19 protein-coding genes are annotated in these 21964 nt (G+C 55.0%); 8 read left to right on the top strand and 11 right to left on the bottom strand.

The window, feature by feature from the left end; genetic code table 11:
- Position 1: 1 nt before the first annotated feature.
- The 7 genes from GSQ86_RS09940 to GSQ86_RS09910 are packed head-to-tail and all read right to left on the bottom strand — an operon-like array spanning position 2 to position 8487.
- Positions 2-1213, bottom strand: coding sequence for an acyltransferase (locus tag GSQ86_RS09940; protein WP_158749795.1), 1212 nt, complete (start codon positions 1211-1213; stop codon positions 2-4).
- Positions 1214-2533: an O-antigen ligase gene (locus tag GSQ86_RS09935; protein ID WP_158749794.1), complete on the bottom strand. Its 1320-nt coding sequence runs from the start codon at positions 2531-2533 to the stop codon at positions 1214-1216.
- 10 nt (positions 2534-2543) lie between these two features.
- On the bottom strand, positions 2544-3470 hold the full coding sequence (locus tag GSQ86_RS09930; protein ID WP_158749793.1) for a polysaccharide biosynthesis/export family protein: 927 nt from the start codon (positions 3468-3470) through the stop codon (positions 2544-2546).
- Positions 3467-5767 (bottom strand): polysaccharide biosynthesis tyrosine autokinase, encoded by a 2301-nt coding sequence (locus GSQ86_RS23720; RefSeq protein ID WP_158749792.1) that lies wholly within the window; start codon positions 5765-5767, stop codon positions 3467-3469. The genes GSQ86_RS09930 and GSQ86_RS23720 overlap by 4 nt, the downstream gene beginning before the upstream one ends.
- A gap of 8 nt (positions 5768-5775) precedes the next feature.
- A complete protein-coding gene (locus GSQ86_RS09920) occupies positions 5776-6762 on the bottom strand; it encodes a galactokinase (protein WP_158749791.1) in 987 nt (328 codons plus the stop codon).
- On the bottom strand, positions 6759-7514 hold the full coding sequence (locus GSQ86_RS09915; RefSeq protein ID WP_158749790.1) for a nucleotidyltransferase family protein: 756 nt from the start codon (positions 7512-7514) through the stop codon (positions 6759-6761). The genes GSQ86_RS09920 and GSQ86_RS09915 overlap by 4 nt, the downstream gene beginning before the upstream one ends.
- Entirely contained in the window at positions 7507-8487 is a 981-nt protein-coding gene (locus GSQ86_RS09910; protein WP_254062281.1) for an NAD-dependent epimerase/dehydratase family protein, read from the bottom strand. Before GSQ86_RS09910 ends, GSQ86_RS09915 begins: the two co-directional genes overlap by 8 nt.
- Positions 8488-8842: 355 nt before the next feature.
- Between GSQ86_RS09910 and GSQ86_RS09905 the strand changes: the two genes are divergently transcribed.
- From GSQ86_RS09905 to GSQ86_RS09895, 3 genes are read left to right on the top strand one after another with little or no spacing between them, the layout of a single operon-like run.
- Positions 8843-9817 carry a glycosyltransferase family A protein gene (locus tag GSQ86_RS09905; protein ID WP_158749788.1) on the top strand — a complete coding sequence of 325 codons (975 nt, stop codon included), beginning with the start codon at positions 8843-8845 and terminating at the stop codon, positions 9815-9817.
- Positions 9814-10728 carry a WecB/TagA/CpsF family glycosyltransferase gene (locus GSQ86_RS09900; RefSeq protein ID WP_158749787.1) on the top strand — a complete coding sequence of 305 codons (915 nt, stop codon included), beginning with the start codon at positions 9814-9816 and terminating at the stop codon, positions 10726-10728. The genes GSQ86_RS09905 and GSQ86_RS09900 overlap by 4 nt, the downstream gene beginning before the upstream one ends.
- A 21-nt stretch (positions 10729-10749) precedes the next feature.
- Positions 10750-11502, top strand: a complete 753-nt coding sequence (locus tag GSQ86_RS09895) for a transaldolase (protein WP_158749786.1) — start codon at positions 10750-10752, stop codon at positions 11500-11502.
- Here the strand turns inward: GSQ86_RS09895 and GSQ86_RS09890 are convergent.
- From GSQ86_RS09890 to GSQ86_RS09880, 3 genes are read right to left on the bottom strand one after another with little or no spacing between them, the layout of a single operon-like run.
- Positions 11457-12041 (bottom strand): HAD-IIIA family hydrolase, encoded by a 585-nt coding sequence (locus GSQ86_RS09890; RefSeq protein ID WP_256366829.1) that lies wholly within the window; start codon positions 12039-12041, stop codon positions 11457-11459. The two genes, GSQ86_RS09895 and GSQ86_RS09890, sit on opposite strands and share 46 nt — an antisense overlap.
- Positions 12038-12646: an SIS domain-containing protein gene (locus GSQ86_RS09885; protein ID WP_158749784.1), complete on the bottom strand. Its 609-nt coding sequence runs from the start codon at positions 12644-12646 to the stop codon at positions 12038-12040. The genes GSQ86_RS09890 and GSQ86_RS09885 overlap by 4 nt, the downstream gene beginning before the upstream one ends.
- On the bottom strand, positions 12639-13742 hold the full coding sequence (locus GSQ86_RS09880) for a glycosyltransferase family 2 protein (RefSeq protein ID WP_158749783.1): 1104 nt from the start codon (positions 13740-13742) through the stop codon (positions 12639-12641). The genes GSQ86_RS09885 and GSQ86_RS09880 overlap by 8 nt, the downstream gene beginning before the upstream one ends.
- 81 nt (positions 13743-13823) lie before the next feature.
- Between GSQ86_RS09880 and GSQ86_RS09875 the strand changes: the two genes are divergently transcribed.
- From GSQ86_RS09875 to GSQ86_RS09865, 3 genes are all read left to right on the top strand, one after another.
- On the top strand, positions 13824-15428 hold the full coding sequence (locus GSQ86_RS09875; protein WP_158749782.1) for a lipase maturation factor family protein: 1605 nt from the start codon (positions 13824-13826) through the stop codon (positions 15426-15428).
- Positions 15421-16899 (top strand): NAD(P)/FAD-dependent oxidoreductase, encoded by a 1479-nt coding sequence (locus GSQ86_RS09870; protein WP_158749781.1) that lies wholly within the window; start codon positions 15421-15423, stop codon positions 16897-16899. The genes GSQ86_RS09875 and GSQ86_RS09870 overlap by 8 nt, the downstream gene beginning before the upstream one ends.
- Positions 16900-17001: 102 nt before the next feature.
- The gene (locus tag GSQ86_RS09865; protein ID WP_158749780.1) at positions 17002-17913 is read left to right on the top strand and encodes a LysR family transcriptional regulator; all 912 of its coding nucleotides are present in this window, start codon (positions 17002-17004) and stop codon (positions 17911-17913) included.
- A 253-nt stretch (positions 17914-18166) separates the two neighbouring features.
- On the opposite strand, the gene GSQ86_RS09860 is transcribed toward GSQ86_RS09865, so the two are convergent.
- The gene (locus GSQ86_RS09860; protein WP_254062279.1) at positions 18167-19219 is read right to left on the bottom strand and encodes a LacI family DNA-binding transcriptional regulator; all 1053 of its coding nucleotides are present in this window, start codon (positions 19217-19219) and stop codon (positions 18167-18169) included.
- A gap of 242 nt (positions 19220-19461) precedes the next feature.
- Here GSQ86_RS09860 and GSQ86_RS09855 point away from each other — a divergent pair, with 242 nt between their 5' ends.
- Positions 19462-20154 (top strand): L-ribulose-5-phosphate 4-epimerase, encoded by a 693-nt coding sequence (locus tag GSQ86_RS09855; protein WP_158749779.1) that lies wholly within the window; start codon positions 19462-19464, stop codon positions 20152-20154.
- 61 nt (positions 20155-20215) lie between these two features.
- On the top strand, positions 20216-21964 hold the full coding sequence (locus tag GSQ86_RS09850; protein WP_158749778.1) for a sodium:solute symporter family protein: 1749 nt from the start codon (positions 20216-20218) through the stop codon (positions 21962-21964).

Raw genomic sequence — 21964 nt, 5'->3', positions numbered from 1 at the left:
TCTAGACCTCCCGTGAGCGAACCCAGGTAAAACGCTCCTTGAGTCGAAGGAATGGGATTTCCCAGAAATGGTAAGAAGACACGGCCAGCAATACAGTGATACCCAACGAGAAGATCTTATTCAGCACCAGTAATGCTGGTTTGTCTTGACCCGGCCATAATCCCATGGATGGCATGTACCCTGCAGTATGCTTTTGCACTTCGTCGGCTATAAGAAATGCGGTCTCGTGAAACACATAAAGCCCAAACGATATCTTTCCCAGATATACTGCCCATCGCGGCACTCTTCCATTTGAGATCCCCAGCACCGCGAGCAGCAACAGCATAGAACCCGCCGCGACCAACAGATATCCAAAACAATATTGAGACGGCAGCACATCTACCCCGGCTCGCTTGATCTTGATCGCGTGCGCGGCGAACATCCAAAGAGAGATTCCCAACGACCACATAGTGCCGCGCAGCACCTTATCGATTCGCAATGCTTTCCCGTCCAACGCCAAAGCAAGCAATGCTCCCCACGCAAAAAATTGAAATTGTGTAAAGCTATTTACCCAAACCGTGTTGTGCGCATAGCTCTTGTCTGACGAAACCACATATATTGTCAGCAGCGAGAGCGGCACTAGAACAAGTGACGCCTTAGCAAGTGCGCGCATGCCTCCATAGTGGGCCAGCAGCGGCCAAGCCAGATAAAACTGCTCCTCGACAGAAATACTCCATAGCGAACGTAACGGTGTCTGAATCCATGGATGCAGCGCGATATACCAATTCCCTGCCAGTAGAAAATACGAGATGACGCGCCCCGGCTCGAGACGCAATGCAGGAAAGAAGTATCCTCCCAGCCAATAAGCGATTGTAATACCGAAATAAAGTGGCCAAATGCGTAAGATGCGTCTCAAGTAAAACGAGCCGATATCAATAGGACCGTAGGCTTCATCCTCGCGCCGCAGCAGTTCTGTAATAAGAAATGCACTCAGCAGGAAAAACAGGCAAACTCCAAAATTACCCGTATCTTTAATGGCTGCTACGAAGGCAACACCTGCTCCACTCCTTCCCGAAGCGCCAGCTGCCGCAAGAGAGTTGGGAATGCTATGACAGACATAGACCGCCAGAAATGCGAAAAAGCGCAAAGCATCGAGCTCTGGCCGATAAAATCTCCGAGCTACCTTTGAATGAGGTTCAGCAGCGTCAGCACCAACCAGCTGAATGGTCGCCATCTATATCCTCACCATACTGGGCCGGTGGAAAGGATCTATCGATACCGCCCGATTGTTTAGTGAGGACAACTGCCTATGTTCAAGCGAAAATATCTCTATATTCGCAACCGCTGCTACATATAACACCCAGAAGATCCCATTAAATGTAAGCAGCGTATTTTCATCGAAGTTGTAAAGTGCGATAAATAGAAGAAATAAGATCATCCAGAAGGTTCTTCTTATTCCTCCAGAACGGAGAATCACCCACAACTTGCGCCACGCCCGCAAATAGCTCAGAACGAATAAAAGAAGTCCCGTCGCACCCAGCTCAAGCCACATTTCAAGCAATCCGTTATGTGCGTGGAAGACCACAAATCGCAGAGCGATCGTGACATTGCTCGATTCGCCCCGCATACCTTGCCAGAACGCGGAAAACCCGTAACCCAGCAACGGTCGTTTTCGAATTGCAATCCAGACCTGGTGCCATATCGCGGTGCGTCCCGTGAGCGTGACATCTCGATGCAACAGTCCCATAACCATCGGCAAACAAAACCACGCTGCAGCAAGTCCCGCAATCATCGCAAAGGCTAAACCGTACAGCAAAAGAACCCGACTACCTGGATCGAAGCGATCTAAAAGACAAAGCAGTCCAAAGCAAAATATCAGAATCGCCCCAATCAGCCATGCTCCGCGCGAGCCGCTCATCACCAGCACAACCGTAAAGAGTAAAAGCGCCGCATAACGCGCAGGGTTCATTCGTCCGGCAGAAAGAAGCGATATTCCGGCGAAAACCATTGCACGTCCACAGGCATTCTTCTGAGTGAATACTCCTTGCCAGTCGCCGTGATGCCCTTGAGACGCCTCGAGCCCGATGGACGGGGCGAAGAAAGCAAGCGCCGCGCTTGCTAAAGCCAAGAGCACCATAGTGGATGTAAGGATTGATAGCTGCTCCCGTATTTGAAATCTCGACGCAAAATACAATCCAAACGCGGCTGCCAATGCAAAAGGAATCGAACGCCTCGCAGTCGTCGTAGCATCCTGGGACCAGACGGTCGAACATATGCTGAGCGCGGCAATCGCGGCAGTCCATTGCAGAGCGAATGCGAAGTGACGTAACCGCTCAATATATCCGAGAACGAGCATTGCGATGGTCGCATTGATAAGCAGTTGCGAACCAATGCCGGCGACCTTCATCAGGTTCGTAGCCGCCATGTGCGTCATTTCATTCGCTTCATTTGGAGCGATACCCGGAATGGCTCCCTGCATAGCGAAGAAGGCCAGGACACAAACACACAGAATTTGTTCCACCTCTATCGCCGAGAACGTTTTTGTCAGTGGCAACGAGTATCTTTTATCGGGTGGCATAAATAGCCGCCGCGGTTGTCGATGACACGATTCCGGCGGTAGCCAGGATCACGTGTTTCGTCATGCTGAAAGGAATGTAAAGAACGTCATCAGCCTGCAACTCCTTATCCGGCTGTTTACCTTCCTCGATATCTTTCAAAGGCACGATACTGTCTTGATAGCTGCCATTCGCTTTCCGGATGAGCCGTGTATCATCCTCCTTCGCGGTCTTGTTTGCTCCGGCAGCCATGGCTACCGCCTGCAGTATAGTTATCTTCGCGTCGTCCTGCATTACGTAGCCGCCAGGACGCGACACGTCTCCCATCACATACACCAGACCTGCTTTGGGCACCAGAATCGTATCGCCCGGATACACTATGACCCCGGCCTGCCTTAAATCCGTCGATGGATTGTTGGGCAAAAATGCTTTTTCTACACCGGCTTTATCCACCCGCTGCACCGTAATATGTCGATCTGCAATCTCCGTCAGCCCACCTGCCAGTGCAAGAACATCCAACAGATCGCGAGGCGTGGTAAGTGGAAATGCGCCCGGCTTCTTCACCTCGCCAAGAACAGACACATTCTGCGTCGCATATTCTTCAATCAGGACTGACACCTGCGGATGATTAAGAAATTGGCCATTGACATACTGTTGTGCAATCATCCGCGCCGCTTCCGATGGGGTCTGCCCTGCAACCTTCAATGTTCCAGCAAGATCTAGGTCAATTTCGCCGGAATCCTTTACCCGTACCTTCTGTTCCATATCAGGCTCTCGGAAGATCGTGATATGCAGAAGATCGCCACGGCCAACCTTCAAGCTTTCCTGCGCGGTAGCACCGTTCGATTGGTAAACCACGGGAACAGCCTGACCATCGACTCTGCTACTGAACGCGCCGAGCAGTAAAAGAACAGCAACGCCAACTGTGAACTTCAATTTGCCACCCTTCCCCCTAACGACCGGCTCCGGTAGCCGTAATATTCATAGAAAGAAGAAGAGCGGACCGGCACGGCATTCAACACGGCTCCCAGCACTGTTCTCTGCGGCAACTGCCGAGCAATCGCACGATAGCTACGCTGCATTGCTTTTTTTTCGGTCACTCCGTGGCGTGCAACCAGCAGTACCGCATCGCTTATCTGTTCCAGCACAATGGCATCTGTAACTGGCAGTACCGGCGGTCCATCTAGGAGAATGAAATCATAGTCATCTTTCCATTCACCCACTAGTGTGCGCATTCTCTTGGAGCCGAGCAGTTCAGACGGATAATCAGGCACCGCTCCACCGCAAATCGCATGAAGGTTCGGAATGCCTTCCACCACTTCCGGCATAGCAAGGCCATCTGTGAGAGCTGCACTCAGTCCGCCTGAGGCGTGCAGTCCAATGCGTTCATGCAGAATCGGCCGGCGTAAGTCCGCATCTACCAGCAGTACCCGCGCTCCCTGTTGTGCAAGAACAGTAGCCAGGCTCAATGACACCGTGCTCTTACCCTCACCAGCCTTCGCGCTCGTGATCAAGAAAACCTTCGGAGCATCGCTACTGTGTGGAAGCACAAGCGCTGTGCGTAAGGAACGCAATGCTTCGGCAAAAAGGCCGCGTGCCGCATCAGGATTCTCAATCTGTCCGGCAGGCGGAAGCTTAGCCGCTTTCGACAGCACCCTTCTCTCGCTAGCGCCGCCGTTCCTCCTGTTAAATGCAGGAATCAACCCAAGCAGCGGCACACCTGTCAGCTTTTCCAGTTCTTCGCAGGTTCGGATTTTCGTATCGGTCAGTTCGCGAAACAAAGCCGCACCAGCACCAGAAATGAATCCCGCACCGATCGCGGCCGCAAAATACAGCATCGTATTCGGGCTTTTCGGATGGTTTGGCGGTGGAACACGCGCAGGATTCACAATCGAAATATTCGTCGATCGCAAACCCTCGAGCACGCCTGCCTGCTTCAACTTCGCGACCAAACCTTCATAGACCTCACGGCTGCCATCCGCCTCCTGCTTCGCTAAACGGTAGGCTGTCGTCTTATCATTCAGGCCATTCACCAGCTTTCTCTGATTTTCGAAAGCTGCTTTTGCTGACGTCTCAGTGCGTGCCGCAATCTCATAATCCGTATGTGCGCGTTCTCGAATGCGACCCACTTCGTCATGAATGGATTTCTCGATGCCGTCGAGTTCAGCCTGCAGTTCTGCGATACGCGGATACGCCGCGCCATAACGCACCCGATCCTGATCAAGTTCGGCGCGCATGGATGCCTGTTGTACTCTCAGATTCTGAATCAGCCCCAGCGAGTTCGCGATCGGCACTGGTCCGCCGAGTGTTGCGTTTCCGCTTAGCCCTGAGATCAGCTCAGGATCGCCGCTTTCAGCGATGCGGTAAACCGCCTGTTTTAAAATCCGATTCGATTCAGTCGCTGATAAGGCATCGTTCAAGCTCTCAAGACGAGAGAGCATCACGTTATGCGATTCGTCCTCGCCGAACATGCCAGTAGCCCTTTGCAGAGCAATGGCTCGCGTCTGCGATTCTTCCGTCTGCCTCCGCAAGCCATCCAGTTGCGTCGTCAGCCAGTTTGAAGCCTCGGCCATCGCACGAAAGCGGGACTGGAAAGCATACTCGATCAAGGCGTTGATGAGATGGTTCACCACATCTGCCGCGACCGTAGGATCCGGATTCGCATAGCTGATGCTGATCAGGCGAGTGCCTGTCACCGGCTCGACCTTCAAATGGCTGGCAAAAATCTTGAGAACGACATACCGTCGGTTCGGAGCGCCATCGAGCGGCACATTCATTGGCTCGACCGGCTTCTTCCAGAACGTCATCCACCGTGGCGGTTGATTCTGCCCTGACCGCTCGCGAGGATAGAAATCCCGGCTCGTCTCCAGATTGAGTTCCCGAATGACCTGCAGGGCAAGTGAATCCGACCGAAGAATATTTACTTCGGTTTCCAGGCTAAGGTTGTAATCCAAAGCATCGGAAGCGGTGCCGGCCTCACTCCCCATTACACTGTTGTCCAGTCCGAAGGCAACGGCATTGTCTCTTTGAATTTGAATTTGTCCGATCGCTTCGTACCGTGGTGTCGCCAGCAGGCAATACAGCCCGGCTGCTGCTATAAATGACACGACAACCAGCAAAAAGCTCGCGCGCCGCTTTCGTATAATCCCAGTTAAAGCGCCTAACGTCCATTTATCTTCGAAGATAGTTCGAAGATCCGGGGCCCTCTGCAATTCTGGGAATACTGTCGCCATACTTCCTCTCAGGCGCTGCGCATCATTACAGACGAGCCGTCAAAATCAAAGTCAAATTCCATCTCGCAGACGCCGGAATCCGTCATCGCCGTCCGCAGGCGCTTTCTATCTTGTGTCTGCAACAGCAGAAAGCCGCTTCCTCCCGCGCCTACCAGCTTTCCTCCGGTCGAGCCGCCGCGTACGCGCGCGAGTTCGTACAGGTGATCAATCTCGTCATTGCTCATTCCTACAGTCCTGCGGCGTTTGCGTATCCAATGTTCATGCATCAGCCTGCCGAATTCGTGGACCGCTCCTGATTCCAAAACACTTTGTATTTCTCGTCCCAGTTGTTTTACAAAGTGAAGTCCGTCCAGCATGGCTTTATCTTGCTGTTCAGAACGCTTCTGCTGATCCATCAGCAAAGTGGAGGCGTTGCGCGTCTGCCCCACAAAAAAGAGCATTAACGAATCGCGCAATTCCGTAAGAGCTGTCTCATCGATTCTCAAAGCCGAAACTCTCACTGAGCCGTCTTTCTCATACTCTTGGCAAAGCAGCCCGCCATATGCTGCGATATATTGATCCTGCTTGCCTACAGGCTCATGCAAGCGATTCATCTCGATCTCCACCGCCTCCTGAGCCAGCGTTTCCGCGGTCACGCGTTTACGTGCATATGCGTGTAAAGCGTGAGTCAGACCAACAAGAAATGCTCCTGACGAGCCTAAACCTGTACCTGCAGGCACGTCAGCAATGCTGACGATCTCCAGCGGTGAAGGAGCCTCATGCATCTTCAACGCTTCGCGCAGCAAAGGATGCCGTATCTCCTCATAATTCAGCGCATGCTCCGCGTCTGAATATTTCAGGAAATATCCGGGCAAAAAGCTCCTGTTAATCGAAATGTAGACATACTTATTAATTGCCGCCGATATAACAAAGCCACCGAATTCGTTGTAGTAGGACGGCAGATCGGTACCTCCGCCTCCGATCGAAATGCGCAATGGCGTCCGGGTAATGATCATGCCTGGCCACCAATAGAAGCCACCAGTTCGCTCTCTCGGGACATGCGTAATCCAGCCAGCATCTTTTCGGTCGCGCGAAATCCTTCCGGCGAACCTATCTCATAAAATCGTTGCGAAACTTCACAGGCAGCCAGCCTGCCCTCCGTAGCCAATCGTGCCATCGTATCTGCTAGATCGAATGGCGCCGTTTCAGGCCACGCCTCCAACACATCAGCAGAAAGCACACTCAATCCGTAATCGATGTATCGCAAACTATCGTCATGGTTCCACTTGTCATAACGGATAATCTTTCTATCCCACACCTCGACATTGCTTCTCTCCAAGAGACCCTCGTTGCGCCACACAGTCATTAAGGCCGCCTGCCCGGAAGCGACAAATGCCTCCCACACGCGCACTGGATCAAGCGAGAGATAACTGTCTCCATACATGACAAAGAAACGTTCGCCCAGCAGTGGCAACGCGCGTCGCAACGCACCACCCGTGCCCAGGAGCGCATCTCCATCGTAGGAATATCGAATATGGCAACCGAATCGCGAGCCATCCCCGGCGAATCGCTCGATCTGCTTGCCTAAATGTCCGCAGCACAGCACCACCTCGTTAAATCCCTGACTGACAAGCAATCGCAACTGATGGGCAAGGAATGGCTCTCCACTGATCGGCAATAATGACTTGGGCACGCTTTCAGTGAACGGATGCATGCGCGTAGCCAATCCGCCGGCTAATAATGCAAGAGGTGGAAGCGCGCTAGGCATAGGACACTCTCTCATCAGCGATCATGCTCATCAACGCCAGACGCATCGCCTCGCGACTTGTATAACGGGATCGCCAGCCCAAGCTTCTTAGCCTGTCAGAGTTGAGACGCACGACCGGAACATCGCCCTTCCAGCCGCGATCACCTCCCGAATAAACGAGCTGGGGCATCGAATCCAGTTGAAGACACTCGACCGCCAACTCAGCAATTTCCGTGACCGTAATCGCATCCTCAGGCGATACATTGAAAACGGCAAACGGCTCGCTGCTGTCCCGCTCAACATGCAGAAGAGCACGCATTACGTCAGAAACGTGAATATACGATTTACTCTGCGTGCCATCGCCTAAGATCTTCAGCACCTGTGGATTGGTCGTTAACCGCCTAACGAAGTCAAAGCCCACTCCGTGTGTTTGTCGTGCACCCACAACGTTCGCGAATCGAAAGGCACAAGCAGTCAGATCAAACATCGCGCAATAGCTGGCAATCAGCGCTTCTCCCGCGAGCTTACTTGCGCCATAAGTCGATATCGGAATCAGCGGACCATGATCTTCATATGCCACTTCCTCGCCAAGGTCGCCATAAACGCCGCTTCCTGAGGCATACAGCAACCGGTTGACACCCGATCGGCGCATCGCTTCCACGATATTGTTTGTCAGGCATGTACCTTGGTGAAAATCAATTTCGGGTTCGACGGCGCTGCGGGCAATATCAGGATTCGACGCAAGATGTACCACGACATCATGTCCTACCATGGCGCGTGTAAGAACCTGGAGATCCGTCACATCGGCGCGCAGAACACGAAGCCTGGCGTCTGACCCATGCTGCTCGTAATGCCACTCGCGTCCGGAAGACAAATTGTCGTAAATCGTGACTTCTTCAGTCGAAACCTCGGCAAGCAAAGCATCGACCAGATGGCTTCCGATGAATCCGGCACCACCCGCGATGAAGTAGCGTCTACTGCGATCGTTAGCCAATCGTGCATTCAACATAGGCAATCACAAACCACTGCAGCTAGCTCTGTCCGTCCATGTATATCCGAACCTCCGAGCCTTCAACGCCGCTGTCGCAGCGTGAAACGTCCGAGACCCGATTCAATCTAAAAATAAGTGATTTGTAGGTAGGAAGCTAACAGAACCATCGTCAAATGAAAACATTACCTAAGTTTTCTGGTGAAACTAAAACTTCTTGACTAACTACCGTGTTTCTAGACATAACTATCCATACTCTTAGTTAATAACATTTTGTAATTACTGCCTTGCTTGTCCTTGGGTTCTTCGTTGCGAAGCTGCCACGGGATGTCCCATGTCAACAGGGTGTTGAGGAGTGGCCTTGCGCCGAAGCTCGATCACGATCGGTCTGCCTGTCTATAACGCAATGCCCTATCTTCCTGAAGCAATCGAAAGTTTGCTTCGGCAAACCGTCCGGAATTTCCGTATTCTCGTGATCGTCGATGGCGCAGATGAGCCTAGCCTTCGTTATCTCGAAACGCTTCACGATCCGCGTCTGCGTATTCTGTCTCAGCCGCATTCCGGGCTTACAGTAACCTTGAACCGCATGCTGCACGAGACAGAGACAAAATGGCTCGTACGCCAAGACGCTGACGATGTATCTTACCCAAGCCGCATCGAACGCCTACAGGAGCAGATGGCTTGGCATGAGAATGCCGGCATGTTCTATTCGCTTGCGGAATACTATCCTGCCAGCCGCAGCCTCGGTCTTTTCCGTTGCACCCGCGGCTCGCCGCAGCAGCTGCGGCAGATTGTGCAGTCGGGTTATTTGCTTTCCATCTGCCACCCATCCGTAGCTCTCAATGTTGAAAAAACTCTTGCCATAGGCGGATATCGAGACCTCACCCACAGCGAAGATGCCGATCTGTGGTGGCGCATGGCCCTGCATTACGATGTCCATCTTCTCCCGGAGGTCCTGATTGGCTTTCGTCAGAATGCCTCGAGCATCAGTTCCAGGAATGCCTATCTTCAAGAGTTGCATGGGTTGTACATTCAGTACCTGCTGCTTTCGCATCTCGACAGCCGCGATCCGTTACCTCTGGCTGACATAGCACCGCTTCTCGAAGACGCGATCCCCGCGACACGCCTTGCTGCTAAGCAGCACCTTCGGCGCCTGAATATGCATCTAGCCGCAAAACATTATGGCAGTGCATTTGCGTCCTTGCTTCGCACAGCTCTCGCCTCGCCCGCCTACCTTCTTCAAAGATTGCGGGACGAATATTTCCCTGGGGGGATGATTGCGAATGGTGTTTCCCCAACCTTGTTTCATTGCAGAAAGGAAGTCTTCTGGCCATGAGCCTCAGCGCGTTTCTTGAGCAAGGGCTTCTGCAGTCTAAACGGATGCCGCTTTCATCTACGCGACGATGTAATATCGCCGATGTTCCCATCGATCGTCTGACGATGGATGAAGCGGCGACGGCGGTGCTGGATGGATTACGGAATAGTTTCGGCAAAGCGCCCATTCTTATCATGGGACCAAACGCTCAGTTGATAACGCTCGCACAAAACGACATTCGTTTCTATCAGGCGCTGCGCGCTTCATCCCTGAACGTTCCTGATGGAATTTCGATAGTGCTTGCTTCCAGATTGTTGGGCCAGAAGATTCCGGAACGCGTACCGGGAGGCGAGCTGATGGAACGCCTCTGCCGCGAAGCAGCAGATCATCAATTGAGCATTTTCCTTCTCGGGGGATTGCCGGGTGCAGCCGTCGAAGCAGCACTCCGGCTTCAGGCTCGATATCCCGCTCTATCCATAGCGGGCGTCTATTGCCCTTCCCGTGGATTTGAACATAATCCTATCGAGTCGGCTCATATTCATCAGCTCATCACAAAGTCATCCCCCGACCTCCTGTTTGTGGCCCTTGGCGCCCCCAGGCAGGAAATGTGGATGCTTCAGAATTGTCCTTCTCTTCCAGTAGGTGCCGCTATGTCTGTCGGAGCGGCATTCGACACACTCGCAGGACTGCGCCGTCGCGCCCCGCTGTGGACGCAGAAGTTAGGCATGGAGTGGCTTTATCGTCTTGTTCAAGAGCCTCGGCGTCTTTGGCGCAGATACCTGATCGGCAATACTCACTTCATTTACCTTGTTCTCCGGCAGCTCTTTCTGTTTGAGCGCCAGAATGAACAAGCGCCCATAAATCAATCTCAGGAAGCCGGGATTTCTCTCCAGACCGCATGCGGATCATGGAGCACCGATCCACAACCATAACTCCCGGATCAAACGGAAACTATGCTCGACATAAATCATTTTCGTACCAAACTCTTCTGTGATGGTGCCAACCTCGGCAGCCTGCTAACATGGGCCGCCGATCCGCGTATCAAAGGATTTACAACAAACCCCACGCTCATGCGGAAATCACATGTAGTCAACTACGAGATCTTCGCGCGACAGCTTACAAAGGTAATCTCTGACAGACCCATTTCATTTGAGGTGCTCGCCGACGATCCGGAGGCCATGGAGCAGGACGCGCTTACGATCGCTTCCTGGGCGCCTAACATAAATGTAAAGGTTCCAGTTACAAATACGTGGGGCGCATTTACGGGCTCCAGCCTGCGTCGTCTTTCGAATGCAGGCGTGCCTCTTAATGTCACCGCGTTGTTCACACTGGAGCAGGTTGAGCGTGTCGCCGACTGCCTCGATCCGGCAAAGCCGGCTATCATTTCTATCTTCGCCGGCCGCATAGCGGATACAGGTATTGATCCAGTTCCGCTAATGCGTCAGGCTGTTCGACTTCTGGAGCCGCTGCCTCACGTAGAGCTCCTCTGGGCAAGCCCAAGAGAGATTCTCAACATCTTTCAAGCTGAAGATGCCGGCTGCCACATCATCACACTCGTCCCTGAAATACTCGACAAACTAAACCTGATCGGCAAAGATTTGGACGCCTATTCGCTCGAAACCGTGCAGATGTTTTACCGTGACACATGCGCCGCTGGCTATCACGTCGAAGCGGCCAAGACATCCGGGATGCTGGCTCTTTCATAACAGGTAATGATCTGAGCTGCTCTCCACAAATCATCGGCAATGCAATCAGCTCCGGTCTGCGACTGCGTCATCGGGCTTATTCCGATCGTGCGGGTGCCTGCGGCGCGCCCGCATGCTATGTCGCTTACGCGGTCTCCAATCATCCAGGATTGCGCGAGATCAACATCGAAGCGGTCCCGCGCTTCAAATAAAAAATATGGAGAAGGCTTTCGACAGCGGCATGCCCCCGTAAAATTTGGATGATGAAAGCAGTAATAATAATCGCTAAAAACGATGCCTTCAGCTGTAAGTAGCATCTCAAACTTCCTGTGAATCTCCTCCAACACTTCCATATCGGCCTTGCCCTTGGCATGGTTTGGCTGATTCGAAACCAGGAATAAAAGGTAGCCGGCATCACGCAATAACTTCAGCGCCGGAACCACCTTCGGCAGCAGTTCGAACTGCTCAGGCGTAAGTGGAGACTCATAGGCCTCCGTCGCAGAATTCCACACGTTCCGATTTAGCACTCCATCCCGATCGAGAAAGACCGCTCGCCTCATACCAGGACCGTTGTCGACTCCCATTTCATTTCATTTACTTTCAGCCGCGGATGAGAAACAACCAGGTGCCATATCACTGCCTGAAAAGCTTCTACCAGCGGTGTAATGGAATCGTCTAGCACTGTCGGTATCACCACACAGGCATCCGCAATTTTGGCTGTACATCCCCCATCCCTTCCGACGACGCCCAGAATTCGCGCTCCAACACGGTGCGCCAGTTCAAGGCTGCGAATGATATTTGTACTGAGAGGAGGGATCACGCTGCCTCCGCCCACAGAAAACACAAACACTGCGTCGCGTTCATGCAGCCGGCTGACACGCAACCAGTTTGCATAACAGCTTTCCCATCCATCGTCGTTGGTACGCGCTGTTAACTCCGCGACGTTGTCGGTGGGCGCATAGCACTCTATCCCGGCGATCTTGCGGAAGTCATTCACCGCATGACTGGCATGTGCCGCGCCCCCGCCTACCCCCAGAAAAAACACGCGACCGTGATTCGAGCGCACATCCACCAACAGCTCTATCATTCGATCGATAACATGTTGGTCAAGCCGGACAGCAATCTCTTGAGTAGCTTCGAGAAACGCTCCAATATAGTTAGTCATAGCCTGTCATCATCTCCGTTTTTCCGGTCAGGAACGACTTCCTCGACCGTCTTTTCCGTATGTTTCGGTGTCTCCTCGAAAATAGTAAGAATCCCAGGAAGAGAACGAGCGAGCGAGCGGACGGATGTCCATCCTGGAAATAAGTTCGCAAAAGCTCACAGACAACCTTGACCCCGGCGCCGTTCTTTCGTGCACGCGATACACACTCAGTCGCAATAAAAAATGAATATGCGCGTCGGCTCATCACGGAACGCGCTTCCTGCGCCCATTCGAGCGATGCTTTCCAGTCGGTCGATTGACTAACGCTTCCACTCTGTTCATCGACATACATCACGGTGAGCGCTTCCGGAGCCATCGCAATCTCCACGTCAGGCCGACGAGCCGCCTTTATCAGCCAGTCCCAGTCCTGATGCAGTTTCAGCCCCTTCAGAAAAGGAAGATCCAGCAGAAGATCGCGTTTCGTCAGCAGTGTTGACGTTTGCAGCATGCCACCGCCGTAGCCCAGCCCTCGACGGCAAAGCAGGTATTCACTCACGTCTTCTCCCTTCTCATAAAGCCTGTACGGAAGCATCCGGGTCATACCAGCTCGAAGATCCAACAGCTTCGAGCTCACAATCGGGAATAGTGCGGATACTGACGCCGCTACTTCCATTTGACGTTTCAGCTTTTCGGGCATCCAGGTATCGTCGTCATCCAAGAAGGCAATCCACTCACCGCAGGCCGAGCGAATACCGATGTTGCGAGCCTCGGCGCCTCCGACATTTTTCTCAAGTGTGATCAGCCGCAATCGCTGGTCGCCAAACGTGCCCAACACGCTTATGGTCTCGGGATCGAATCCATCGATAACTACGATTACTTCGAATGGCGCATAACTCTGGGCAAGCGCACTTTTGACAGCAGCCGCAACCTGCCGTGACCGCCCGCACGTAGGTATCACCACGCTCACCGCCGCCCCTTCGGACACGCTGGCTCCCTTAGCTAGATACGTTGAAAAGTTATTCAGAGAATACAAATAGACATATGCTTGGTATAGGAAGAACTTATAGAATCTGAAACTTAAGTAATGCAGATTAGAATGACAGCGCAGTGCCCTCAAATAAAAGCTTTGCCATCCGCGCCGGTCAGCTCAATTCCTAGGCAAGCACCTCCCACGAAAAGTTATCATGTCTAATAGCTTATGAAGAGCGGCGCATACATCCTGCGAAAGCTCTTTGGCCCCTCGGAGCGATCCCCGGGCCATCTCATCCCACGCTGGATCTTTCTTCGCGCTCTAGGCCTCATCTATTTCTCAGCCTTTTACTCGCTGCTCTTTCAAATTAGAGGCCTGATTGGCCCCGCCGGCATCCTTCCCGCTCAGCAGTATCTTCAGTCCGTAGACCGCTCTATCCCCGGGGTCATGCAGTTATGGTTTGCGCCGACTCTGCTCTGGCTCTCGGCTAGCAACCACGCGCTGATGACAGTCACCGTTATCGGCCTTGTCGCCTCCGTGTTGGTAGTTGCGAACGTCTGGCCGCGAATGACTCTGTTCATCTGCCTGCTCTGTTTTCTTTCTTTCGTCAGCGCTGCCAGCGACTTCTCCAACTACCAGTCCGACGGCATGCTGCTCGAAGCAGGCTTCCTGGCACTCTTTTTGGCCCCGCGCGGGCTCTGGCCAGACCTCGGCGCGTCCAGCGCGCCTTCGATCGCGAGCCTTTTTCTTCTGCAATGGGAGTGGTTCCGCATCTACTTTCAATCGGGCCTCGTCAAGTTCTTGAGCGGCGACCCCGAATGGCGTCATTTCACCGCCATGGACGCGTACTACCAGAACGGCCCTCTGCCCACCTGGATCGGCTGGTACCTGCAACATCTACCCCATTCATTTCACGCCTTCGCCACCGTCGCAACCCTCGCCATGGAGCTTGCAATCGTATTCCTGCTCTTCCTGCCGCGCCGCTATCGAATCCTCTGCTTCTTCATCGTCACCCCTTGGGAAGCCGTCGTCATCCTCACAGCCAACTACACTTTCCTGAACTATCTCGTCTTGGCTTTAGGTTTCCTGCTCCTTGACGACCAATGCCTCACACGCTTCGTCCCCAAACGTTCTCGCTCAAAACTTTCAACAAACAAGCCCGAACCACTCCCTGCATCAGAAGAAGAAATACTCAAACCAAGCCCCCAGCAGCAGCACGCCGCCGCTCTTCGCCTCGCTATCAGCGCTGTCTTCCTTACCTGGATCTTCTACGCCACCGCCGCCGAACTCATTCACATGCTATGGCGAGCCGCTCCTTTGCCATCAGCCCCGGTCGTAGCTCTCGACCCCTTCCGGATCGCCAATCAATATGGCCTCTTCGCCGTCATGACGCGCGGTCGCTATGAAATCGAATTCCAAGGCTCAAACGACGGCCAAAACTGGACCGCCTATCCCTTCAAATACAAGCCTCAGGCCCTCGATCACCCTCCCGGCATCTACGCCCCCTATCAACCTCGCTTCGACTGGAACCTCTGGTTTGCCTCGCTCGGTGACTGGCAACAGAACTCGCTCGTCCCTCTCACCGAGGAGCGCCTGCTCACCGGCAGCCCTGATGTTCTTGCGCTCTTCGCCGGAAATCCGTTCCCGCAGCCGCCCAAATACGTCCGCTCTGTTTTGTGGCAATACTGGTTCGCGTCCATGGCGGAGAAGCGCTCCACAGGACTATGGTGGAGAAGACAGCTGCTGGGACAATACGCGCCCACGCTCACCCGCAAGCCCGACGGCGGCTTTGACGTCGTCCAATGGCCGGAACCGCTGCCGCCCCATGACTGAGACATCCAGCCTGTTGCTCGAGCACAAGCACCATCCCGCGCATGGTCGCCACGCCATCGTGATAGGTTCCGGGCCGAACGGCCTCGCCGCCGCCATCGCGCTCGCTCAAGCAGGCTACGGTGTCGATTTACACGAAGCGCAGCCGACCATCGGAGGCGCCACTCGAACCCTCCCGCTCACCTTACCCGGCTTTCAGCACGATTTTGGATCGGCCATCCACGCACTCGTCCCCGGCTCACCTTTCTTCTCACCGCTACCGTTGAAGCAGCACGGCCTGGAATGGATCTACCCACCCGCCCCGCTCGCCCACCCGCTCGACGACGGCACCGCCGTCATTCTGGAGCGCGATTTGAACGAAGCCGCCCGCGCACTGGATAAAGATGGCAAGCGCTGGCGCAACCTCTTCGCCCCCCTGGTGCACAACTGGAAACAGCTCTCCAGCGAGGTCCTCCAACCCGTCCTCCATCTTCCCAAACACCCGTGGTTACTGGCCCGCTTCGGAATCCCTGCAATGATGCCGGCAAATCTCTTCGCCAATGCCGTCTTCCAAAACGCGCGAACCCGAGCGTTATTCGCCGGTATTGCCGCACATTCGTTCCTGCCACTCAACGCAATCCTCAGCTCATCCGCCGGCATACTTCTCACAGCCGCCGCCCATGCTGACGGCTGGCCCATGCCTCGCGGCGGAGCGCAAGCCCTTGCCAACGCGCTCGCTTCCGTCCTAACCGACCTCGGCGGATGCATCCACACCGACTCGCCCGTCACATCTCTCGACGCCTTCTCACGCGACGCGCTCTTTCTCTGCGACGTAAGCCCCCGCCAACTGCTCGCCATCTCCGGCCACCGCCTGAAGCCAAGCTTCCGGCAAAAACTCGACCGCTTCAAGCCGGGCTCCGGTGCCTTCAAAATCGACTACGCCCTGTCCCAGCCCATTCCATGGAAAGCCGCCGACTGTCTCCGTGCCGGTACTGTGCATCTCGGAGGTGCGTTGGAAGAAATCGCCGCCGCCGAATACGCGGTAGCCGCAGGTAAAATCCCCGACCGCCCCTTCGTCCTGCTCACGCAACCCACACTCTTCGATCCATCGCGCGCTCCCGAGGGCAAACACATCGCCTGGGCCTACTGTCATGTTCCCAACGCCTCTACTGTCGACATGACTGAACGCCTCGAAGCGCAAATCGAGCGTTTTGCTCCAGGCTTTCGCGACTGCATTCTTGCCCGTCACATTTCAAGTCCGGCGACTCTTGAATCCATGGACGCCAATCTCCTCGGCGGCGACATCAGCGGCGGCGCTTTGAGCCTGCCTCAGATTCTCTTCCGGCCAACATGGCAGAACTATGCCACTTCCGACCCAAACATCTTCCTCTGCTCCGCTTCCACGCCCGGAATGGCCGGCGTACATGGCATGTGCGGCTATAACGCTGTACAGACCGCATTAAGCCACTCATTACCATTAGACTTGCCCACATAAACATCCTTTATACTGGTGTTTCCCTCGCCTTCGCGTTATAAGTCCTATAAACCACTGCAGCGTTCCATCAAGCCCAACCGCAAAAAACGGGACATCGTATACATGGATTTTGAGCAGCTCAGAACTTTCCTGGAAGTAAGCCGACTGAAAAGCTTTTCCCGTGCCGCGGAGAAGCTGGGCGTCACGCAGCCCGCAATCTCTGCACAAATTCGCTCACTGGAGAACGAAGCCGGCGCGCGCCTCTTTGATCGCGACGGCGGCAAGGTAACATTCACCGCTGCCGGACGTCTCTTCGAGCCCTTCGCCGAACATTGCCTCCAGGTCCATAGTCACATCATGGTGGCCATCGGCGAACTGCACCGCTCTCCGCGCGGCGAAATCTCCGTCAGCGCCAATGAAGCCACCAGCCTTTACGTTCTGCCGACCGTCTTCGCCCAGTTCAAGAAGCAGTACACACGCGTCAACCTCTCCATCGTTCGCGCCGACCGCGCCAAATCCCTCGAAGCCGTTCTCAACCGCGAAGTCGACTTCGGCATTGTTTCCCTTCCGGTAAAAGACCCGCGTCTTCTCGTCGACATCATTCACAAGGACGAGCTGGCCCTCGTCATTCCTAAAAGCCACATTCTCGCCAGTCGTGACCAGATCAAGTTCGCTGAAATTCTTCAATATCCTCTGCTGCTGCCCAAGCATGGCCGCCAGCGCGAGCAAATCAACGATCTCTTCCGCAATCACGATGTCCAGCCGCGCGTTACCATGGAAGTCGATTCCAGCGAATTGCTGAAGCGCCTCATCGGAGCCGGCCTCGGCATGGGTTTTCTGCCCCGCACCAACGTCCGCGAAGACGAGCGTAACGGCCTGCTGAAATCACTGAAAGTCGACGGAGTGCGCCTTAACCGCGAACTGGCTCTTGTCTTCCGCAAAGACAAGACGCTCACCCGAGCCGCCCATGCCTTCCTCGAAATCGCCACCGGGCGCGCCCGCCCCATGGCCGCTCCAACTACAAAATCTCGTTAAACAGGTCACTCCTGACAAACTGCCGTCATTCCAAAATTCAGAAACAACCGTCATTCTGATCCTGAGGAACGAACGGGGAAGAACCTCCAACAAGCCATGCACCTACTCGCACCCTCCATCCCCCTCCTTCTGACGACCAGCGGGAGGAAGAATCCCAGACCGGCTCGTTCCGGGATCCGCAAAGTCGGTGGCGGAAACTACTGCCGCGTCTTTGGCAAGGTTTACGGCTGGCCACGCCTAAGTGCGGGGTAGGTCATGGAAGCGGTTTTGCCTGCTTCCCCTTAGCCTTTCGCGAAGCCTTGGTCTTACCCAATCCAACCGCAGGAGCATATCCCGTCGACTGCCTTACCGTAAGCTTCGTCTGAATCGGCCATGACCTCCGCGTATGGGCATGCGTTGGCTCCACGTGCGAGCGCAATGCGGAAAAGGCAGCGCGCGCCAGATCGTTCCGCGCCATCCGTACCGTAGTGAGCGGCGGGTAAACAAACTCCGCCAGGTGGATATCATCGAACCCGATCACGGAAATATCCTCCGGGACGCGTATCCCGGCCTTCGCCAGGACGCGCAATGCCCCGATCGCCGTCATATCGTTCGAGCACATCACCGCCGTCGGAAGATCTTTGTTCTTCAGAATCTCTTCCATCGCTCGGGTACCCCCTTCGAGCGTATGGTTACCTTCCACCAGCCACTCCGCGGCAGGCTGTACGCCAATCTCCTCTGCCGCGCGCAGGAATGCGGCCTTGCGAAGCTGGCAGGACTTCTGGTGGATAGGCCCGCTGATAAAAGCCAGCTTGCGATGACCGAGCGCCGCCAGGTGCTGCACGCCTTCTCGAATGCCATGGTGGTAATCCACTGCCAGCGTGCTTACCTTCTCGCTCGGTGAAGCCGCATCCACAAACACCATCGGAATATTGCGCGAAACCAGTTCATCCAGCAGCGGCTCTTCAATGCCGAAAGTCATCACCGCCACGCCTTCCACATTTCGCTCGATCATCCGGCGAATGCAGATCTCCATGCGCTCCGGATCGTAGTTGGTGGATCCGATCAGAATTTCGTAGTTGTTCTCAATCGCAAAATCCTCAAACCCCTGGATCAGCTCCGGGAAAAAGGGATTCGTGATCTCCGATATCAGCAGCCCGAACAACCGGCTCCGGCCTGAAACCAGAGCGCGCGCCTGCGTATTAGGAAAGTAGTTCAGCTCCTCAATTGCCTTCCATACTCGCCGCGCAAGATCCTTATCCACCGTCGGAACGCGGTTAATCGTGCGCGAAACCGTTGCAATCGAGACACGGGCATGTTCCGCCACGTCGCGAATATCCAGTCGTTTCTTCTCGCTTTTCCTTTGTCGCGGCTTCTTCGTCATCACGGGTTGAGAGGGGCTTTTCACTTGACTTGGCAAGTGTAAATTGCATAAGGTCAAAGCGCCAGTAAACGTTTGCCGGAAAAACGCTTTACCAGAAACAAAAAAGAAATAAGCCATTTCATAAATCGCTTTAGTAAGATGAGCACGTCAGTTATTTTTCCCCACCGCCAATGAGGACAGAAGTTATGCTCGATGATCTCCGCTCCCAGGTCCTTGAGGCCAATCTGGAACTCGTCCGCCGCGGCCTGGTCCTCTATACCTTCGGCAACGTCAGCGGCATCGATCGCCAGACCGGCCTCGTCGCCATCAAGCCCAGCGGCGTACCTTACGAATCCATGCAGGCCGAGCATATGGTCATCACCGACCTCGAAGGGAAAATCGTCGAAGGCAATCTCCGTCCATCCTCTGACCTCGGCACGCATCTCCTGCTGTACCGCGAGTTCCCTTCCATCGGAGCCGTCGTCCACACGCACTCTGAATACGCAACTTCCTGGGCGCAGGCCGGACGCAGCATCCCCGCCTACGGCACCACGCATGCCGATTACTTCTACGGTCCCGTCCCCGTCACCGAAGAACTTTCCGACAGCGACATCAACGGCGACTACGTGCATAACACCGGCCTCGCTATCGTTCGCCGCTTCCATGATCTCGATCCTGCCGCCACGCCTGCTGTCCTCGTCGCCGGACATGCGCCCTTCTGCTGGGGCAAAGATCCCGCAGACGCAGCGCACAACGCAGTCGTCCTCGAGGCCGTGGCCCGAATGGCCTTCTTCACCGCATCTCTCAACCCGGACAGCAAAGGCGTGTCGCAGGCGCTGCTAGACCGCCACTATTTCCGCAAGCATGGCACTCACGCCACCTACGGACAGAAAAATTAAGCCAGTGAATGACAGGTACAAGAAATGAACGTTCGCCAACATAGCCGAGGCACAACACAATATGCTGCTTGAGACCGCCAGCAAACTCACCTTCCACCCGTCTGCACTTGCTCTCCTGCTGGAGTCGTCAGGCAAATCGCTCGCCCACCTGAACGGCGTCGACATCCTTGTCATCGCGGTTTACTTCGCCATCGTCATCTTCATCGGCTTCTATCTCAAAGGCTCGACCAACACCAGCGAAGAGTTCTTCATGGCTGGCCGCGAGATGACCGCCTGGATCGCCGGCCTCAGCTTCGTCTCCGCTAATCTCGGCTCACTTGAACTCATGGGCTGGGCAGGATCCGCGTATCAGTACGGCATCCTCGCCACCCATTGGTACTGGATCGGCGCTATCCCCGCCATGCTCTTCCTCGGCATCGTCATGATGCCCTTCTACTACATCTCGAAGACTCACTCGGTCCCCGGCTATCTGCACCTGCGTTACGGCGACGGCGCCCGCGCACTTTCCGCCGTCAGCTTCGCCTTCATGACCGTCCTCATGAGCGGCATCAATATGTATTCGATGGCCATCGTGATGAAGGTCGTCCTCGGCTGGAACCTCAACTTCAGCATCTGGGTCTCATCCATCACCGTCGCCCTCTACGTCGCACTCGGCGGCCTGCGCTCCGCCATCTTCAATGAAGTCCTTCAGTTCCTGCTCATCTGGCTCGGCGCACTGCTCGTGCCCATCCTCGGATTGATCGAGGTCGGCGGCTGGACCAATCTCCGCGCTCAAATTCTCCAACGTCTCGGGTCAGGCGAATACGTCCATATGTGGAGCACCCTCGGCCACTTCCACGACAACCCCATGGGCGTCCACTGGACGGGCATCGTCTTCGGCCTCGGCCTCGTCATCAGCTTCGGCTACTGGACCACCGACTTCCTCGTCGTCCAGCGCGTACTCTCCGCGCACAATCTGCGCGCAGCGCGCATGGCTCCCATCATCGGGGCCGGATTCAAGATGGCCGTGCCCTTCATCGTCATCCTGCCCGGGCTGCTTGCCCTCTCCGTACTTCCATTCCATCTCGTCGGAGAAACCCAGGCCGTCGCCACCGGCCAGCACAGCTATAACGAAGTCCTCCCGCTCATGCTCGTGCGCTACTGCAGCCCCGGCCTGCTTGGCCTCGGCGTCACTGCACTCATCGCCGGATTCATGTCCGGCATGGCAGGCAACGTCAGCGCCTTCTCGACCGTCTGGACCTACGATCTCTACGGCGCCTTTATCAACAAGAAAGCCACCGACAAGCATTACGTCTCCATGGGCCGGTGGTGCACCTTCGTCGGCGTGCTCATCTCCGTCGGCACCGCATATCTTGTCCAGCACGCAGCTAGCATCATGGACTACGTGCAGGCGCTCTTCAGCTTCTTCATCGCTCCGCTCTTCGGAACCGTCATCCTAGGCATGCTCTGGAAGCGCGCCACCAAGGCCGCCGGCTTCTGGGGTCTGCTCGCAGGTACAGGAACCGCCGTCGGCCTGTGGGCATGGGTACACTTCGACCCTTCAGCCTTGCGCTACGTTGCTCTTTCCGCTGACGCCAAAGCAATGGCGGAAGACATGTACCGCGCTCTCTGGTCATGGCTCGTCTGCGTCATCGTCACCATTGTCGTAAGCTACATGACACAGCCCAAAAAAGAATCTGAGCTCGAAGGCTTGGTCTACGGCGCCTCGCGCATCCCTGAAGAGCGCGACGAACACTGGTACCAGCGTCCCATCGTCTGGGCCGGAGTCATCGCTGTCCTCTTCGTCATCCTCAATGTGATTTTCTGGTAA

Origin of the sequence: Acidobacterium sp. S8 (assembly GCF_009765985.1) — a bacterium.
GTDB lineage: Bacteria > Acidobacteriota > Terriglobia > Terriglobales > Acidobacteriaceae > Alloacidobacterium.
Note: the sequence above shows the minus strand (reverse complement) of the source record. Positions and strands in the feature narration are given on the sequence as shown.

Bases quoted from the DNA above. Each gene is read 5' to 3' on its own strand.
- GSQ86_RS09940 (WP_158749795.1), bottom strand. From the start codon at position 1,213: ATGGCGACCATTCAGCTGGTTGGTGCTGACGCTGCTGAACCTCATTCA.
- GSQ86_RS23720 (WP_158749792.1), bottom strand. From the start codon at position 5,767: ATGGCGACAGTATTCCCAGAATTGCAGAGGGCCCCGGATCTTCGAACT.
- GSQ86_RS09920 (WP_158749791.1), bottom strand. From the start codon at position 6,762: ATGATCATTACCCGGACGCCATTGCGCATTTCGATCGGAGGCGGAGGT.
- GSQ86_RS09915 (WP_158749790.1), bottom strand. From the start codon at position 7,514: ATGCCTAGCGCGCTTCCACCTCTTGCATTATTAGCCGGCGGATTGGCT.
- GSQ86_RS09900 (WP_158749787.1), top strand. From the start codon at position 9,814: ATGAGCCTCAGCGCGTTTCTTGAGCAAGGGCTTCTGCAGTCTAAACGG.
- GSQ86_RS09895 (WP_158749786.1), top strand. From the start codon at position 10,750: ATGCTCGACATAAATCATTTTCGTACCAAACTCTTCTGTGATGGTGCC.
- GSQ86_RS09890 (WP_256366829.1), bottom strand. From the start codon at position 12,041: ATGAGGCGAGCGGTCTTTCTCGATCGGGATGGAGTGCTAAATCGGAAC.
- GSQ86_RS09885 (WP_158749784.1), bottom strand. From the start codon at position 12,646: ATGACTAACTATATTGGAGCGTTTCTCGAAGCTACTCAAGAGATTGCT.
- GSQ86_RS09875 (WP_158749782.1), top strand. From the start codon at position 13,824: ATGAAGAGCGGCGCATACATCCTGCGAAAGCTCTTTGGCCCCTCGGAG.
- GSQ86_RS09870 (WP_158749781.1), top strand. From the start codon at position 15,421: ATGACTGAGACATCCAGCCTGTTGCTCGAGCACAAGCACCATCCCGCG.
- GSQ86_RS09865 (WP_158749780.1), top strand. From the start codon at position 17,002: ATGGATTTTGAGCAGCTCAGAACTTTCCTGGAAGTAAGCCGACTGAAA.
- GSQ86_RS09855 (WP_158749779.1), top strand. From the start codon at position 19,462: ATGCTCGATGATCTCCGCTCCCAGGTCCTTGAGGCCAATCTGGAACTC.
- GSQ86_RS09850 (WP_158749778.1), top strand. From the start codon at position 20,216: ATGCTGCTTGAGACCGCCAGCAAACTCACCTTCCACCCGTCTGCACTT.